Below are 15,387 nucleotides of genomic sequence, written 5' to 3'. Positions count from 1 at the left end.
ATCAGAATTGGAAACCTTTTTTAATCAATATAAACCCCGAATTGTTCAATTCGGGGTTTTCCTGTCTAATAATTTATTTTATTTTTTTGGCTTTCTCAAGTACCTTAAGGCACCATTTTTAACATAGCGCTGAAATTTTTGATATAACGGATCAAAAATCTGGGGCTCATCACTATTTGACATCATAATTTTAGGGAAGAAAAAGCGTTCATCGCCTTGCAATTTCCCATTCAATGAACGTACAAGAGGGCTTAAATGTGATAATTCAATTAATTGTCCATCGTCTTGCATGATTTCAATTTGACTGTTAGCATTTTTACCAGTTGGCTTATAAGCATCATAAGGTTCATCGAAAGCTGAATTGGTATCAGTGTAATAATTTGGATCAAACCCAGCTTGTTTGATTAAATCTTTTAATTTTGGCAACAGATTTTTGGTTTCTTGATTGATACATACACTGGCTAAAGGCTTTCTGAAGAGATAACGCATTGCTAAATCGGAGAGAATCGGATCATTAGCTTTTGTCCACATTGAAAAATTGGTTTCCATTACGCCATCATCTAGCTTCAAGTAATCATCAAGTGTCCAGTCATTAGCCAGAAATTTTGCTAAACTAGGAGTTACCGGCAAATTACCTTGCTTGTAAATGATTTTCGCTCTTTCAAGTAAATGCTGCAAAATAACTTCCATTGAGCGCCCGACTCTGTGGAAATAAACCTGTTGATACATTTGATAACGAGAAACAATGTAATCTTCAACGGCATGCATTCCTGCCATAGTAAAACAAATTCCCTCACTGTATGGACGAATTTCTTGCAAAATCCTGGATAAATCGAATTTCCCATAAGTAACCCCAGTGAAATAGGCATCGCGCTGCAGGTAGTCCATTCTGTCAGCGTCTGCTTGACTAGAGATCATTTTGACTACTTGTGGATTGGGATAAGTTTTGGCAATGACGCTTGCTACAAGACTCGGAAAATTCGGTGAAACTGTTTGCAAGACTTCGTTAACTTCGGTACTGGGGTCAGTGATAATCTTTTGCCCAATTTTTTCATGATTAGTGCCAAAAAGGTGTTCAAAGGTATGTGAATACGGACCATGTCCAATATCATGTAAGAGACCAGCACATTCTACTAAAAGCCTGTTGCTATCATCCCAAAGTCCATCGCCTGAACGTTGCGATGGGTATTTTTTTGCAAAAATATTACAAATTCTGCGGGTTAATTCATAAACTCCTAGATTATGCTCGAATCTAGTATGCGTTGCACCTGGAAAAACATAGGCAATAGGACCAAGTTGCTTAATCCTGCGCATTCTTTGAAATTCCTTGGTTTTCAGGATATCAAGTATAACTTTGTCTTCAATGTGGATGTATTCGTGAACTGGATCTCTTAAAACTACTTCTTTTTTAAGTTTAGTGTTATGAAAATTTGGCATGTCGAATCCCCTAAAGCTGTTATATTAAACTGTTATTAATAACTTAAATTATAACAAACTTAGACTCTTTAGTTTAACATCATTGTTCTTTTAGCTTATTTTATTAAAATTAAATAATAAGTTTTGCCAGCTTTATCAAATGTGCTCATAATTATGAAGTCATATATAGCATAAAAAGATAGGAGATTAAATGAACTATATAGGTAAAAAATTAAAAAGTTTACGTCAAGAATTAGGATTGACCCAAACAGAAATGGCAGCTGGTGTTATTTCTGTTTCATTTTACTCGAAGGTCGAAAGAGGACTAAATGATATTGGAGTAAATGACTTTTTAGACATTCTGCAAGAGCATAATGTTGATCCAAAAGATTTTTTTAATGACTTTAAAAGTAAAAAAGCAAATAAAGAAAAACTGGTTTCATTGGTAAATAGATTTGTTACTGTATCAACAGAAGATAATGAAAGTGAAATAAAAAATATAATTAAATCATTTGAGAAGATTAAACCTCAAACACCTTTCATTAAATTTATAATTTTATTAGCTCGGTTGATTGCAGAAACTCATAACGAAACTGCAATGAAAAAATTAACTAACAAACAAAGAAATACTATAAAAAATATTATTTTTAAAGAAAGCTACAACGATGACGAATATTATCGTATTTTACTAATTGCAAACTTGATTCAAGTATATAATGTGGATGAAGCAACTTTTTTTGTTAAAAGTATTTTAAGAAGATATCACGATATTACAAAAGTTGATAAAAAAACTGAGATTGCATTAAGTGTTTTACTAATTAATTACGTTGACTGGTGCTTCAAGAAGAAAGAATTCAAGTTATGCAAAGAATCATTAGATTATATAAAACAACTACCAGATGACATTGAATTAGCGTTCCCTAAGATATTAGGACTTTACTTTGATGAATTAATTCATGGAAATAAAGAAAAAGCTGAAGTTGTAAAAAAAGTTTTATATGAATCAGGATATAAAGTTATGGTAAAAAGAATGGAAAAATAATTTCAAATATGAAAACTTCCATACTACTGTCAATATAAGTTATAAAATAGATGTAATTATAAAGTTTAAAATTATATGAAAGGGGGGAATTACTATGACTGATCTTTTAAGGGGATTAATTATTATAATGCCTTATCCGTAAAGAAAAAATGAATAAAATTGAAAGTTAATTTCGTCGCAGTTTTGATGAAATTAGCTTTTTTTATTCTGCATTTTGCGAAATAGGATTTAAGTAAGGTTAAGAATTTTTTTAGATTATTTAGTTACCTTATTCACAAAGATACCATTATGAATTATAATTAAGTTGTCTATATCAGAGCTTTTTATATGGAGGCTTAATAATGAATAATGAACACAGTTTTAAATGGGATGCTGTTTATGATGTAATAGTTTTAGGATTTGGTGGAGCTGGTGCCACAGCTGCCAGGTTTGCGGCAGATAGCGGTGCTAAAGTTTTATTAGTCGACAGTGCTCCAGAAGGCCATGAGGGTGGTAATACACGCTATGCTGGCCAAATGGTAGGAGCCGGTACGGATTATGAAGCTTTAAAAAAGTACCATGAAAACTTAGCGGCACCTTTGCAACCAGATAAAGAACCCTTCCACAATTTAATTGAAGGAATGGCTAATATGAGTGACTATTTTGAAAAATATTTAGGTGTTAAACCAGTAAGCATGAAAAAATTGTTGGCTGGTACTCCTTCAACCAAATATGTGACTGAATATCCTGAATTGCCTTGTGCTGATTCGTATGATGATTACTTAGTTCATAATGGCACAAGTGATGCTGCCTTGTGGAAACTGTTACGTCAAAAAGTATTAGATCGTTCAGAAAAAATTACTGTTTGGTACAGCAGTCCAGCTAAACATTTAGTTCAAGATGGAGCTTCAAGAATTGTTTTAGGTGCTCAAATTGAACGAGATCATGTCTTACGCAACATTAAAGCAAATAACGGCGTGGTTTTGGCTGTCGGTGGTTTTGAAAATAATAAGGAAATGATCCAGACATTTTTGCAGTCTTCTTATTTGTCACCAATTGGCTCTCTGTACAATAAGGGTGATGGCATTAAAATGCTGGAAGAAGTAAATGCGCAGTTGTGGAATATGCGATCATTTGAATCTCTAGGTCAATTCCATGGTCTTTCACCAAGGCAAAAAGAAGGCATTCGGTCGACATATGCTTTAAATGTCTTTTGGTCAGAAATAGCAAAAGGCAGTGCAATCGTTGTTGGTGAAGATGGTAGTCGTTACTTCAATGAAGCAGAACTAAATCGGCATGGTCATATTTATAATCATGGTGATTGGGTAGTGCCATTGAATCAAAACCATCCGTATATGATTTTTGACCAGGAAAAATATGAAGAACTTCTAAATGAACCAGATGATGGTCTTAAAGTGCCTCATTTCTTGGATAATATTATTAAGGCTAATTCAATTGCTGATTTGGCTTCAGCAATTGGCAAGGATCCAGAAGTTTTGTCTCAAACAATTTCAGAGTTCAATTTTATGGCGCAACAAGGAAAAGACTATGCTTATCACCGCGATCCTGCTACTCTGCGTGCGTTTAGTCAAAATGGGCCATTTTATGCAATTGCCTTGAGACAAAATATGCTTAATACTCAAGGTGGCGGCCGGCGTGACGGTCATGCTCAAGTACTAGATCCAAATGGGACTCCAATCCCACATTTATTTGAGGCAGGAGAATTAGGTTCACCATTTGTTAATAAATATACTACTGGTGGTAATATTGCAGATTGTTTAATTTCTGGTAAAATCGCCGGCGAAAATGCTGCTGTTGCTAAACAGGATATGTCTAGAATCGGTACCGCGGATCTAAATAGTGCACCAATTAATGATAATTTTGTTGTTTCAAGTGATGAAGGCGATCAAAAATTCAAAGTTGGCCCTAATCAATATTTAGGATATAGTAATCAAGGCATGGGTGATGGCGTGGTTGTCAGAACCACCTTGGATGAATCAGGCAAGATTGCGGATGTCGAAATTTTGAAGCAAACTGAAAGTGATGACTACGGCTCAAAAGCGGTTAAAGAGTTACCTCAAAAAATGGTTGAGCAAAACACCTACGATGTCGATGCCGTTTCTGGAGCATCAGAAACCAGCAGAGCAATAAAAGAAGCTGTCAAAGACTCCCTGAGTAAAGCAAAGAAGAAGTAAAAGCTCTTTTTACTATACTAAAAGCTATAAACGATTATGAAATTTTAATAAGTATTTTTCAGAAGACGAAGAACTTCGTCTTTTTTTGTTTGCTAAAAATTTCGTACTTTTGTGACCTCGCCAGCATTAAAACTTTTTAAGCCTGCTGCAGTTTTTAAAACTAAATTTGCCTGCTGTGTTATATCTGTCACTTTTCCTAATACTCTTTGTTTGCCTAAAGTCAGGACAACATCATGATTCATTAATGCAAGCTTCTTTTTGTAATCAGGCAGAAAATTGACTTGATCAAATTGAGGAATAAATTCTAATAAATTTTCTGTAATTTGAGCGATAAATTGACAAATTTGCTTTTCACTGGGCATTTTTGTTAGTAAGTTGCCAGCCGTCTTTAATTCATTATGCAAATGATTTTGATAAAGATTACAGCCAATGCCAATAACCGCAACTTGGGGCTGTGGTACTTCAACCAGGATACCCGCTATTTTTTTACCTTTGAAAAGCAGATCATTCACCCATTTGAATTGAGTCTCTAAAAGAAATATTTCTTTAATGGCCAAATACAGTTCCCATGCAATACCAGTAGTTAATAATCCTTGATTCTGCCAGTTCAATTGCGGCACTTCGATAACTAGTGATAGATAAATGCCACCTTTTTGTGAAATAAAGTGCCGACTTTGTTTACCATAGCCAGATGTTTGTTCGTCACTTCCGTATAGCACGGGACCTGAATATCCCTTAGCTGCTAGTTTTTGTTTTGCATACAAGTTTGTGGAATCGATGCTTTCCCACCAATTAATTTCTAGTTGAAATTTGTTCAACAATATTTTGAGATATTCTTGTTTTTTTGAACTATTCATTAATAACCTATCCTTATACCTAATTAAATTTGTAAAAATACTTTGATATTCAAACTATTTATTTTTAGAGTTTTTTAAAAAATACTTGCCTTGATAAGGCAAATAAACTAATATTGCAAAAAGGAGTTTGACATTTAGTAAATAATACCATATCATACTCTAATAATTTATTTTGAATATAAAAGTATTTAAAGGAGATGCTAAATGTTGGTATAAAGCGAGATTATTTGAAATAAAAATTTAAATTATAGCTTTATATATATTTATAAATTAGTACCAAGAGTTTATTAGTACAGATTATAAAGTTGAGTAAGAGGTGATGCTATTGGAGACAAGTTTAAAACGCATCAATAATCTTTTGTCTACGGTTTATTCAGATATCATGAAAGTCGAAGAACGCGAATTACGTAAAAGCGAATTTAAAGACATTTCACTAAGAGAATTGCATGCGATCGACGCTATTACCATGTATGAACATAAGACTAGTTCCCAAGTCGCAAGGGAGTTGATGGTGACGGCAGGTTCGCTGTCAACAATGGTCAATAATTTGGTGCGAAAGGGCTATGTCATGCGAATAAATGGTGAAGATGACAGGAGGATAATCCGACTGGGCTTAACTAGTCGGGGACGTTTAATTTATCGGGCGCACGATTCATTTCACCGCCATATGGTAAAAAAGTTTATTGCAGGCTTTGATAATGAGCAGGTGGCCATTATTGAACGTGCTCTATTGAACCTGCGTGCTTTTCTTGAGTTTCCGGCCCGAATTGACAATAAAAGGAGCGAAAACTGATGAGCTTAAGAATTAGTCAAACTGCTCATTATGTTCCCTCTAAGGTAATTACCAATGATGACTTAGCGCAGATAATGACTACCTCAGATGAATGGATATCTTCAAGAACTGGTATCAAACAAAGGCATGTAGTTCAAAATGAACAAACTTCTGATTTGGCTTTAACTGTTGCTCAACTGCTTTTGCAAAGCGCGGATCTCAAACCTGAACAACTAGATTTTATTATTGTGGCAACTATGTCGCCTGATTATTTGACACCTTCAACAGCAGCAATTGTGCAGGGCAAACTGCACGCTGATCAGGCATTGGCATTTGATATTAATGCGGCGTGTTCTGGGTTTATCTATGCTTTAGCGATCGCGGATAAATTGCTAGCTGGCCCCTATCAACGAGGATTAGTTATCGGAGCAGAAGTTTTGTCCAAGTTGATAGATTGGCAAGAGCGCTCAACTGCTGTTCTCTTTGGGGATGGCAGTGGGGGAGTGTTAGTTGAAAAAAGTTCTCAAACAGAAGGAATAATTGCTGAAGATTTAGCAGCTTTTGGAAATCTGGGAGCAAAATTAACTGCCGGGTACCAACCTTTATGTTCACCCTATAGCTCGGATAACATTGCAAAACACAAGAAATACTTTGAGATGGACGGTAGAGCTGTTTATGACTTTGCTACTCATGAAGTACCTAATTCGATTAGGCGGGTTTTAGTTAAAGCAAACTGGAAAAAAGATGATGTGCAGTGGTTTTTGCTCCATCAAGCAAATGGACGCATTATATCTGCGATAGCAAAGCACCTAAATATTCCTGAAGAAAAATTTTTGGAAAATATTGCCAAATATGGCAATACTTCTGCTGCTAGTGTGCCAATACTGCTGGATGAAGCAGTTAATTCTGGCATCATTAAGCGCAATCAAAAACTGATTTTAAGCGGCTTTGGCGGTGGTCTGACGGCTGCCAGCATTGCCTTAAATTTTTAAAAACAATAAAGATAATTTATTTAGAAAGAGAAATCAAATGACTGAAGAAGAAATTTTTAACAAAGTAAAAGAAATTATCGTTGCACAAACCGGAGAAGACGAAAGTGCTGTCACAGCCCAATCAAAAATAAAAGAGGATTTAAATGCTGACAGTCTGGACGTGTTTGAAGTGATTAATGAATTAGAAGATGAATTTGACATCAAGATTGAAAGTGAAGAGGGTATTGAAACAGTTCAGGATTTAGTCGATTTTGTTAAAAAACAACTGGCAGCGAAAGAAGGTTAACAAATGGAATTAAGTCCATTTATGAAAGAACTGGGTCTTAAATACCCAATTTTTCAAGGAGGTATGGCCTGGGTTGCAGATGGCAAGCTGGCAGCTGCTGTTTCAAATGCTGGTGGCTTAGGAATTATTGGGTCGGGCAATGCACCTGGAAATGTAGTGGCTGATGAGATTGAATCAGCTAAATCACTGACAAAAAAGCCATTTGGTGTAAATGTGATGTTGCTTTCACCTTATGCAGATGAAGTGGTTAATGTTATTTTGGCAAATAAAGACAGTGTTGCAGTTGTGACTACTGGAGCTGGCAATCCGGCAAAATACATAGAAAAGTTAAAAGATGCTGGTATTAAAGTAATCCCAGTTGTTGGTTCCGTTGCCTTGGCCAGAATGATGGAACGTGTAGGTGTTGACGCTGTTGTGGCCGAAGGGATGGAATCAGGTGGTCATATCGGAAAATTAACAACAATGGCCCTGGTACCACAAGTTGTAGATGCAGTTAAAATTCCCGTAATTGCAGCTGGAGGAATAGGCGACGGTCGCGGTATGGCTGCTGCATTCATGTTGGGTGCTGAGGGCGTGCAAATGGGCACTCGCTTTTTAGTAGCAACTGAATCAAAGATACATCCTAATTATAAAAAAGCTGTTTTACATGCCAAAGATGCCAGTACCCTAGTTACTGGTGAATATGCAGGCCATCCTTCACGGGTTTTAAAAAATAAGATGGCTAAAACGTATATTGGAATTGAAAAGGAAGAGGCGTTAAAGCCGCATCCTGATTATGACAAGTTGGAAGAATTAGGAACCGGTAGTTTGCGAAGGGCGGTAATTGAAGGCGATTCTGAAACAGGATCTTTCATGGCAGGTGAAATCGCCGGCATGGTAAAAAAGGAACAAACTGCTGCTGAAATTTTGGCTGACGTATATAGTCAGGCGGATAAATTACTAAATGGGGGAAAGATAAGCAAATGATCTGTTTACTATTTAGTGGTCAGGGTGCTCAAAAAACCGGTCTGACTTATGATTTATACCAAACCGAACCGCACTACCGTAAAATCATTGCTAAAGCAAGCGATATATTGCAATTAGATCTCGCGGAATTATTATTTGATGCAGAAAAGGCAAATGAGCTGGCACAAACGCGTTATGCCCAACCTGCTATTTTGACAATGAGTTACGGTTTGTACCAAATTCTTTGCGAAAATGCTGATTTTAAAAAATTAGGTATCGGACTTAGCCTGGGGGAATATAGCGGTCTTGCTTGTGCCAATTACTTGGAATTCAATTCAGCACTTCGCTTAATAAAAAAGCGCGGTGAACTTATGCAAGAAGCAAGCAGTCAAAATCCCGGAGTTATGGTAGCAGTCATGAAGAGTTCTATAGCAAGCGTTGAATTAGCCATAAAGGATGCCCAAAAAAAAGGTCTGATTGGGATAGCAAATGTTAATACTCCTAATCAAATTGTTGTTGGTGGTGAAAAAGATGCAGTTCAAAATTTGCGTGAACAACTTGAAAAAGATGGTGCGCGTGTAGTTCCACTAAAAGTAAGCGGTGCTTTTCACACACCATTAATGAAATCAATTCAAGGAGCTTTGAAAACTGAATTGCAAAAAGTTGATTGGCATAATGGTACTTTCCCAATTTATAGCACTACGACCCAAAAAGAGTTTGCACCTGACAACCTTGTTTCGACTTTGACGGAGCAGCTAGTTTCGACTACCTATTTTGCAAAAACTTTGGCTCAGCATAGTCAAGATATAACTGCGGTTGTTGAATTAGGACCAGGTAAAACTTTACTTTCTTTTGCACGAAAGATTCTTAAAGGAGTTCCAACCTATCAAACAGATAGCGTGGCCAATATGCAAGAAACGATTTCTGCTTTAAAGGAGTTTAATTCATGAAGTTAAAAGATAGTGTGGTCTTGGTCACTGGTAGTTCACGCGGTATTGGCCTGGCAATTGCTCAAGCTTTTGCCAAACAGGGAGCAAAAATAGTTTTAAATGCCCGCAAACCAATTAGTTCAGAAGTCATCGACCAGTTTGAAAAAGATCATGTTGAAGTAATGGATATTAGCGCAGATGTTACCAAAGAAGAAGATGTGAAAGAAATGATTGCCAAAATTATCAATCATTTTGAACATCTAGATGTTGTGGTCAATAATGCCGGTATTGTCAAAGACGGACTGCTCAATCGCATGTCTAAAGCAGACTTTCTAAGTGTAGTTAACACCAATTTGATTGGCACCTTTAATGTCATTAAACAGTCACTGAGACCGATGTATAAGCAAAGAAAAGGCTGTTTTATTAACTTATCGAGTGTAGTTGGTTTAACAGGTAACATTGGTCAGGCTAATTATGCCGCTAGTAAAGCAGGAATTATTGGTTTAACTAAATCTGTTGCTAAAGAAGCAGCATTACGCAATTTGCGCTGTAACGCCATTGCTCCAGGAATGATTGACACACAAATGACTAGAAATCTTAGTGAAAAAATTCAGCAGCAATTACTTAAGGAAATTCCGCTGAAACGATTAGGCCAAATTGAAGAAATAGCACAAACCGCAGTTTTTTTAGCCCAAAATGACTATATTACTGGTCAGACAATAATGGTAGACGGCGGATTGACAATGCAGTAAGGAGTAAGTAATGACAAGAGTAGTAGTTACAGGTTTGGGTGCCTTAACACCTATTGGTAATGACGTTGCCAGTTTTGAAGCTGGGCTCAATAGTCAAAAAGTTGGTTTTGAGCCAATTACTTATTTTGATGCTGATTCAAGTGGGGTCACTCTGGCTGGGCAACTGGACAATTTTGACCCATTGCTTTTTTTAACTAAAAAAGATACTAAACGCATGGATGCATTCACACTATACGCTATGTATTCAACAGCACAAGCCATGGAACAAGCAGGAATTGATGAAAAAAATACCAATAGTGAACGTTTTGGCGTAATTTGGAGCACAGGAATTGGCGGACTAACTACCATCCAGGAACAAGTTATTAAATGGCACGAAAAAGGTCTGGATCGAGTATCGCCAATGTTTATTCCTACTTCAATTGCTAACATGGCAGCAGGCAATATTTCTATTCGCTATCATGCTCAAGGAATCAGTACTACAATTGTGACTGCCTGTGCTTCGAGTACAAATGCAATTGGTGAAGCTTTCAGACAGATAAAAGATGGCTATGCTGATGTCATGATTGCTGGTGGCTCAGAGGCCGCAATCAATGAAAGTGGAATAGCTGGTTTTGCTGCAATTTCAACATTGTCCACGACAACGGATCTTGAAAAAGCAAGTATTCCCTTTGATCAAAATCGTAACGGTTTTGTGATGGGAGAAGGTTCAGGTTCTCTTGTTTTAGAATCGCTAGAACATGCTCAAAGTCGTGGCGCACATATTTTAGGTGAAATTGTCGGTTATGGGACTAGTTCCGATGCACACCATATTACATCTCCTGATCCTAGTGGCAGCCAGGCTGCAAGAGCTATGGAACTGGCTCTTAGTGAAGCTCAAGTAAGCCCTGAGCAAGTGGGCTATATCAATGCTCATGGAACAAGTACCAAAGCAAATGATTGGGCTGAGTCTAAAGCAATTAATCAGGTTTTTGGTCAGAATAGCAATGTCCTTGTTTCAAGTACTAAAAGCATGACAGGTCATTTACTAGGAGCAGCAGGAGCTATTGAAGCTATTGCCACAATTTTGGCACTTAATTCAGGATTATTACCGATAAATGTAGGAGTAACCCAGCAAGACCCTGAGTGCAAAGTTAATTTGGTCAATAAACAAAATTGTCAACAAAAAATAGATTATGCCATCAGCAATTCATTTGGTTTTGGTGGACATAATGCGGTGATTGCATTAAAAAGGTGGGATGATTAAATGACTTTTGAAGAAATTGAAAAATTGATCGCAGAAATTAATCAAAGTGATATCACCAAACTGGATTTAGATTTTAAGGGTGGTCATATTAAGATTGACAAAAGTCAAGTTGCTGCACCAGTAGAATTAGGAGAAGAAAGTCCTGTAGGCCAATCGTCTGTTAAAACACTGCAGGAAACTAATCATCAAGAACTTAGCAATTTAGATACATCTAAGCAGAAAACTTTAAAAATTAAGGCACCACTTGTTGGCATAGTTTATTTACAAGCAAGTCCAGAAAAACCTCAATATAAAAAGCCGGGTGATCATGTCAATAAAGGTGATGTGGTTTGCGTTATTGAAGCAATGAAAATGATGACTGAAATTAAAAGCGATTTTACAGGGACTATTGATAAAATTTTAGTTACAAATGAACAAGTAGTTGAATATGATCAACCACTGATAACGGTTATTCCAGAATGAAGGAAGCAAATATGAGTGAACCAAAAAAGTTACATACTTTAGATAGTGTGCAGATTCAGGCTGTTTTGCCTCACCGCTTCCCAATGCTGTTAATTGATCAGGTCTTAGATTATGAGCCCGGTAAATATGCTGTTGCTCAAAAAAATACCACAATTAATGAAAGCTATTTTCAGGGACATTTTCCGAGTAATCCAGTAATGCCGGGTGTTTTGATAACTGAGGCTTTGGCGCAAACTGGTGCAGTTGCATTGTTGACGATGCCGGAATTTAAAGGAAAAACTGTCTATTTTGGAGGTATCAAGAATGCTCGCTTTAGAACAATGGTTAAGCCGGGAGATACTCTGAATTTAGAAGTTAAGCTGGATAAGCTGCGTGGAAATGCCGGGATTGGTGAGGCAAAAGCAACTGTTAAAGATAAAGTTGCCTGTACTGCCCAGTTAATATTTGCAATTCAGTAAAGTGTGACATTATGTTTAAAAAAATTTTGATAGCGAATCGTGGAGAAATTGCTATAAGGATAATTCGAGCTTTACGCGAAATGGGAATTAAGTCAGTTGCTGTTTATTCAACGGCTGATAAACATGCCCAACATGTGAAAGAAGCTGATGAGGCAATATGTATTGGTTCTCCCCAACCAGCCGATTCGTATTTAAATATGCAAAATATTATCAGTGCCGCTGTACTAACAGAAGCAGATGCAATTCATCCAGGATACGGTTTTTTATCTGAAAGTCCTGAATTTGCTCAAATGTGTGAAGAATGCCACCTGGTTTTTATTGGTCCCAAGTCAAAAACCATTTCTTTAATGGGAAATAAGGCTAACGCTCGGGAAATGATGCGCAAGAATAATATACCTGTTATTCCTGGAAGTGATGGGATTGTTAAAAATGCTGCGGCTGCAATAAAAATTGCCAATAAAGTGGGCTACCCCGTAATGCTCAAAGCCGTTGCCGGTGGTGGCGGAAAAGGAATAAGACGTGTGACTCAAGCTGCTGACTTAACAGAAGCATTCAACCAGGCACAAGAAGAAGCCAGAATTTCTTTTGGAGACGACAGAATGTATCTGGAAAAAATTATTTCCCCGGCCAAACACGTCGAAGTACAGATCATGGCAGATAAAACAGGACATGTGGTGGCACTTCCCGAAAGAGACTGCTCAATGCAACGTCACCAGCAAAAAGTAATTGAAGAAACGCCTTGTTCACAAATCAGTGCAAAAGAAAGAGACTATTTGCAACAGATAACTGTTAAAGCAATAAAGGCAATAAATTATGAAAATGTCGGTACTATCGAATTTTTAATGGATCCTGCTCATCATTTCTATTTTATGGAGATGAATACCAGGATTCAGGTTGAACATTCAATTACAGAAGAAGTTGCTCATGTCGATCTCGTTAAAGAACAGGTTAATATTGCTGCAGGCAAAGATTTGAGCATATCTCAAGAAGATGTGCATGTCCATGGTGCTGCAATTGAAGCCCGCATTAATGCAGAGGATCCTAGTAAAAATTTTTGTCCCCAAGCTGGTAAGATCGTAAAAATGGTATTGCCTAGTGGTCTGGGTATTAGGATTGAAAGTGGGGTTAACAGTGGAGATACCGTTTCACCATTTTACGATTCGATGATTGTTAAAATTATTGCACATGCAACTAATAGGCAAATGGCAATTAAGCGTTTGCTTGAAGCTCTTAAAGAATTTGAAATTAAAGGTTTAGTTACTAACCGTGATTTTTTAATTGCTTTACTGCAAGATAAAAAATTTCAGACCGGTACATATTTAACAACGTATATAGATCAAGAATTTTTACCCAATTATCTTAAGCGACTAGGACATAATGAAAAGGAAGCGCAGGTTAATGGCAATTAGATTTGCAAGTCATCCCCACAGTGCATTAAAAAAGTATCAGGAAAATGTTCCTAAAGGCATTTTTAGAATTTGCCCTAAATGTGGCAATAAATTTTATTTTCATCGTGCTGGTAAATATCAGCTGTGCCCTAATTGTGGCTACGGTTTTCGAGTGACTGCCAGAGCACGCTTAAAGATGCTGACAAAAGACTTTACGGAATGGGATGCAGATTTAGCGACTACTGATCCCCTTGATTTTCCAGATTATCAGGCTACAATTAAAAAAATGCAGTCCAAAACTAAACTTAAAGATGCAGTTTTAACCGGTAAAGCCAATATTGCTGGTTACGAAACTGCTTTGGGTATTATGGATCCGGTGTTTATAATGGGCAGTCTAGGAACAGCCACTGGTGAGCGAATAACTCGCTTGTTTGAAAAAGCAACCACAAAGAAATTACCTGTTGTTTTGTTCACTGCCTCAGGTGGTGCCAGAATGCAAGAGGGAATTCATTCATTAATGCAAATGGCTAAAATCTCACAGGCAGTTAATGACCATCGCGCAGCACATTTGCTTTATGTCAGCGTAATTATGGATCCAACAACTGGTGGTGTCACTGCCAGTTTTGCTTCGCAGGCAGACATTATTTTAGCTGAACCTAAAGCTTTATTAGGTTTTGCCGGACGCAGAGTAATTGAACAGACTATTAATAAGAAACTGCCACCAGATTTTCAGACAGTTGAGCATGCCTACCAAAACGGCTTTATTGATAGTATTGTTCCTCGTGATGAACAGGTAGCCAAACTTGGTCAGATACTTAAAATTTTTGCTGCAGAAAAATGGGAGGGTCAAGTTCATGGCGAGTGATAAAATTTTAGCCATTATGGATGGGGCAAGAAGTGACCATAAAAGTAACATGCATCGTCTGGTAATTCAACTGTTTCCAGATTTTTTTGAAATGCACGGAGACCGCACAAGTAGTGATGATGCAGCCATAATAGCGGGTTTTGCAACCATAAAAGATATGAGTGTCTGCGTCATTGCAACTAATAAGGGACAAGAATTAAAAGAACGAATGGCAACTAATTTTGGCAGCCCCTTACCCCAAGGTTATCGTAAAGCACTGCGGGTAATGAAAACAGCTGCTAAAATGAGTGTTCCTATTGTCACTCTTATTAATACTCCTGGTGCATATCCAGGAGCAGAGGCAGAGAAAAACGGCCAGGGGCAGATTATTGCTGCTAATATTAGTGAAATGCTGCAGTTAAGGGTACCAATTCTAACTATTATTATTGGTGAGGCCGGCTCAGGTGGAGCGTTGGCCTTGGCCTGCAGTGATGAAGTCTGGATGCTGGAACACAGTATGTATACAGTTTTGTCACCTGAAGGATTTGCCTCAATTATGTGGAAGGACGCCAAACTGGCTACAAAAGCTGCGGAAATAATGCACATTGAACCGGAATGGTTAAAGAAACAGGGCATAGTAGAACGGGTTTTGCCTGAACAAGTTTTAGAAAACCAAGCACAGGGATTAAAAGAAATAATTGAGCAAAGGCTAAAAAAATTTCAAACTGAAAATTTGGCAGATTTATTAGATAAAAGACATGCCAGATACCGCAAGTTCTAAAAGAATTTAACCTAATCAATAAAAAATATATTGCTTTAAATATTTA

General features: G+C 37.2%; 16 protein-coding genes. 14 read left to right on the top strand and 2 right to left on the bottom strand.

Going from position 1 to position 15,387, the window contains the following annotated elements; translation table 11 throughout:
* Positions 1 to 78: 78 nt before the first annotated feature.
* Positions 79 to 1,437 carry an HD domain-containing protein gene (locus tag F5ESL0261_RS08050; RefSeq protein ID WP_122052835.1) on the bottom strand — a complete coding sequence of 453 codons (1,359 nt, stop codon included), beginning with the start codon at positions 1,435 to 1,437 and terminating at the stop codon, positions 79 to 81.
* A 190-nt stretch (positions 1,438 to 1,627) separates the two neighbouring features.
* Between F5ESL0261_RS08050 and F5ESL0261_RS08045 the strand changes: the two genes are divergently transcribed.
* A complete protein-coding gene (locus F5ESL0261_RS08045) occupies positions 1,628 to 2,458 on the top strand; it encodes a helix-turn-helix domain-containing protein (protein WP_122052834.1) in 831 nt (276 codons plus the stop codon).
* Between the two features lie 341 nt (positions 2,459 to 2,799).
* Positions 2,800 to 4,632 carry an FAD-binding protein gene (locus F5ESL0261_RS08040; RefSeq protein ID WP_122052833.1) on the top strand — a complete coding sequence of 611 codons (1,833 nt, stop codon included), beginning with the start codon at positions 2,800 to 2,802 and terminating at the stop codon, positions 4,630 to 4,632.
* Positions 4,633 to 4,724: 92 nt separating this feature from the next.
* On the opposite strand, the gene F5ESL0261_RS08035 is transcribed toward F5ESL0261_RS08040, so the two are convergent.
* On the bottom strand, positions 4,725 to 5,489 hold the full coding sequence (locus F5ESL0261_RS08035; RefSeq protein ID WP_122052832.1) for a biotin--[acetyl-CoA-carboxylase] ligase: 765 nt from the start codon (positions 5,487 to 5,489) through the stop codon (positions 4,725 to 4,727).
* 319 nt (positions 5,490 to 5,808) lie between these two features.
* Here F5ESL0261_RS08035 and F5ESL0261_RS08030 point away from each other — a divergent pair, with 319 nt between their 5' ends.
* From F5ESL0261_RS08030 to accA, 12 genes are read left to right on the top strand one after another with little or no spacing between them, the layout of a single operon-like run.
* Positions 5,809 to 6,282: a MarR family winged helix-turn-helix transcriptional regulator gene (locus F5ESL0261_RS08030; RefSeq protein WP_122052831.1), complete on the top strand. Its 474-nt coding sequence runs from the start codon at positions 5,809 to 5,811 to the stop codon at positions 6,280 to 6,282.
* Positions 6,282 to 7,253 (top strand): beta-ketoacyl-ACP synthase III, encoded by a 972-nt coding sequence (locus F5ESL0261_RS08025; protein WP_370448915.1) that lies wholly within the window; start codon positions 6,282 to 6,284, stop codon positions 7,251 to 7,253. Before F5ESL0261_RS08030 ends, F5ESL0261_RS08025 begins: the two co-directional genes overlap by 1 nt.
* Positions 7,254 to 7,290: 37 nt before the next feature.
* Positions 7,291 to 7,539 (top strand): acyl carrier protein, encoded by a 249-nt coding sequence (locus tag F5ESL0261_RS08020; protein ID WP_122052829.1) that lies wholly within the window; start codon positions 7,291 to 7,293, stop codon positions 7,537 to 7,539.
* Positions 7,540 to 7,542: 3 nt separating this feature from the next.
* A complete protein-coding gene (gene fabK, locus F5ESL0261_RS08015; protein WP_122052828.1) occupies positions 7,543 to 8,505 on the top strand; it encodes an enoyl-[acyl-carrier-protein] reductase FabK in 963 nt (320 codons plus the stop codon).
* Positions 8,502 to 9,434, top strand: coding sequence for an ACP S-malonyltransferase (locus F5ESL0261_RS08010; protein ID WP_122052827.1), 933 nt, complete (start codon positions 8,502 to 8,504; stop codon positions 9,432 to 9,434). The genes fabK and F5ESL0261_RS08010 overlap by 4 nt, the downstream gene beginning before the upstream one ends.
* Entirely contained in the window at positions 9,431 to 10,165 is a 735-nt protein-coding gene (fabG, locus tag F5ESL0261_RS08005; RefSeq protein ID WP_122052826.1) for a 3-oxoacyl-[acyl-carrier-protein] reductase, read from the top strand. The genes F5ESL0261_RS08010 and fabG overlap by 4 nt, the downstream gene beginning before the upstream one ends.
* Positions 10,166 to 10,175: 10 nt before the next feature.
* Positions 10,176 to 11,408: a beta-ketoacyl-ACP synthase II gene (gene fabF, locus F5ESL0261_RS08000; RefSeq protein WP_122052825.1), complete on the top strand. Its 1,233-nt coding sequence runs from the start codon at positions 10,176 to 10,178 to the stop codon at positions 11,406 to 11,408.
* Entirely contained in the window at positions 11,409 to 11,870 is a 462-nt protein-coding gene (gene accB, locus F5ESL0261_RS07995; RefSeq protein ID WP_122052824.1) for an acetyl-CoA carboxylase biotin carboxyl carrier protein, read from the top strand.
* Positions 11,871 to 11,881: 11 nt separating this feature from the next.
* Complete coding sequence (fabZ, locus tag F5ESL0261_RS07990; protein ID WP_122052823.1) at positions 11,882 to 12,328, top strand: 3-hydroxyacyl-ACP dehydratase FabZ; 447 nt, start codon at positions 11,882 to 11,884, stop codon at positions 12,326 to 12,328.
* 11 nt (positions 12,329 to 12,339) lie between these two features.
* Positions 12,340 to 13,737, top strand: a complete 1,398-nt coding sequence (locus F5ESL0261_RS07985) for an acetyl/propionyl/methylcrotonyl-CoA carboxylase subunit alpha (protein ID WP_122052822.1) — start codon at positions 12,340 to 12,342, stop codon at positions 13,735 to 13,737.
* Positions 13,727 to 14,581, top strand: a complete 855-nt coding sequence (locus F5ESL0261_RS07980; protein ID WP_122052821.1) for an acetyl-CoA carboxylase carboxyltransferase subunit beta — start codon at positions 13,727 to 13,729, stop codon at positions 14,579 to 14,581. The genes F5ESL0261_RS07985 and F5ESL0261_RS07980 overlap by 11 nt, the downstream gene beginning before the upstream one ends.
* Positions 14,571 to 15,341 carry a carboxyltransferase subunit alpha gene (gene accA, locus F5ESL0261_RS07975; RefSeq protein WP_122052820.1) on the top strand — a complete coding sequence of 257 codons (771 nt, stop codon included), beginning with the start codon at positions 14,571 to 14,573 and terminating at the stop codon, positions 15,339 to 15,341. Before F5ESL0261_RS07980 ends, accA begins: the two co-directional genes overlap by 11 nt.
* The last annotated feature ends 46 nt before the right edge of the window (positions 15,342 to 15,387 follow it).

The organism is Lactobacillus sp. ESL0261 (genome assembly GCF_003693025.1).
GTDB lineage: Bacteria > Bacillota > Bacilli > Lactobacillales > Lactobacillaceae > Lactobacillus > Lactobacillus kullabergensis.
The sequence above is the reverse complement of the archived record's forward strand: the minus strand, read 5'-3'. Positions and strand labels throughout refer to the sequence as shown.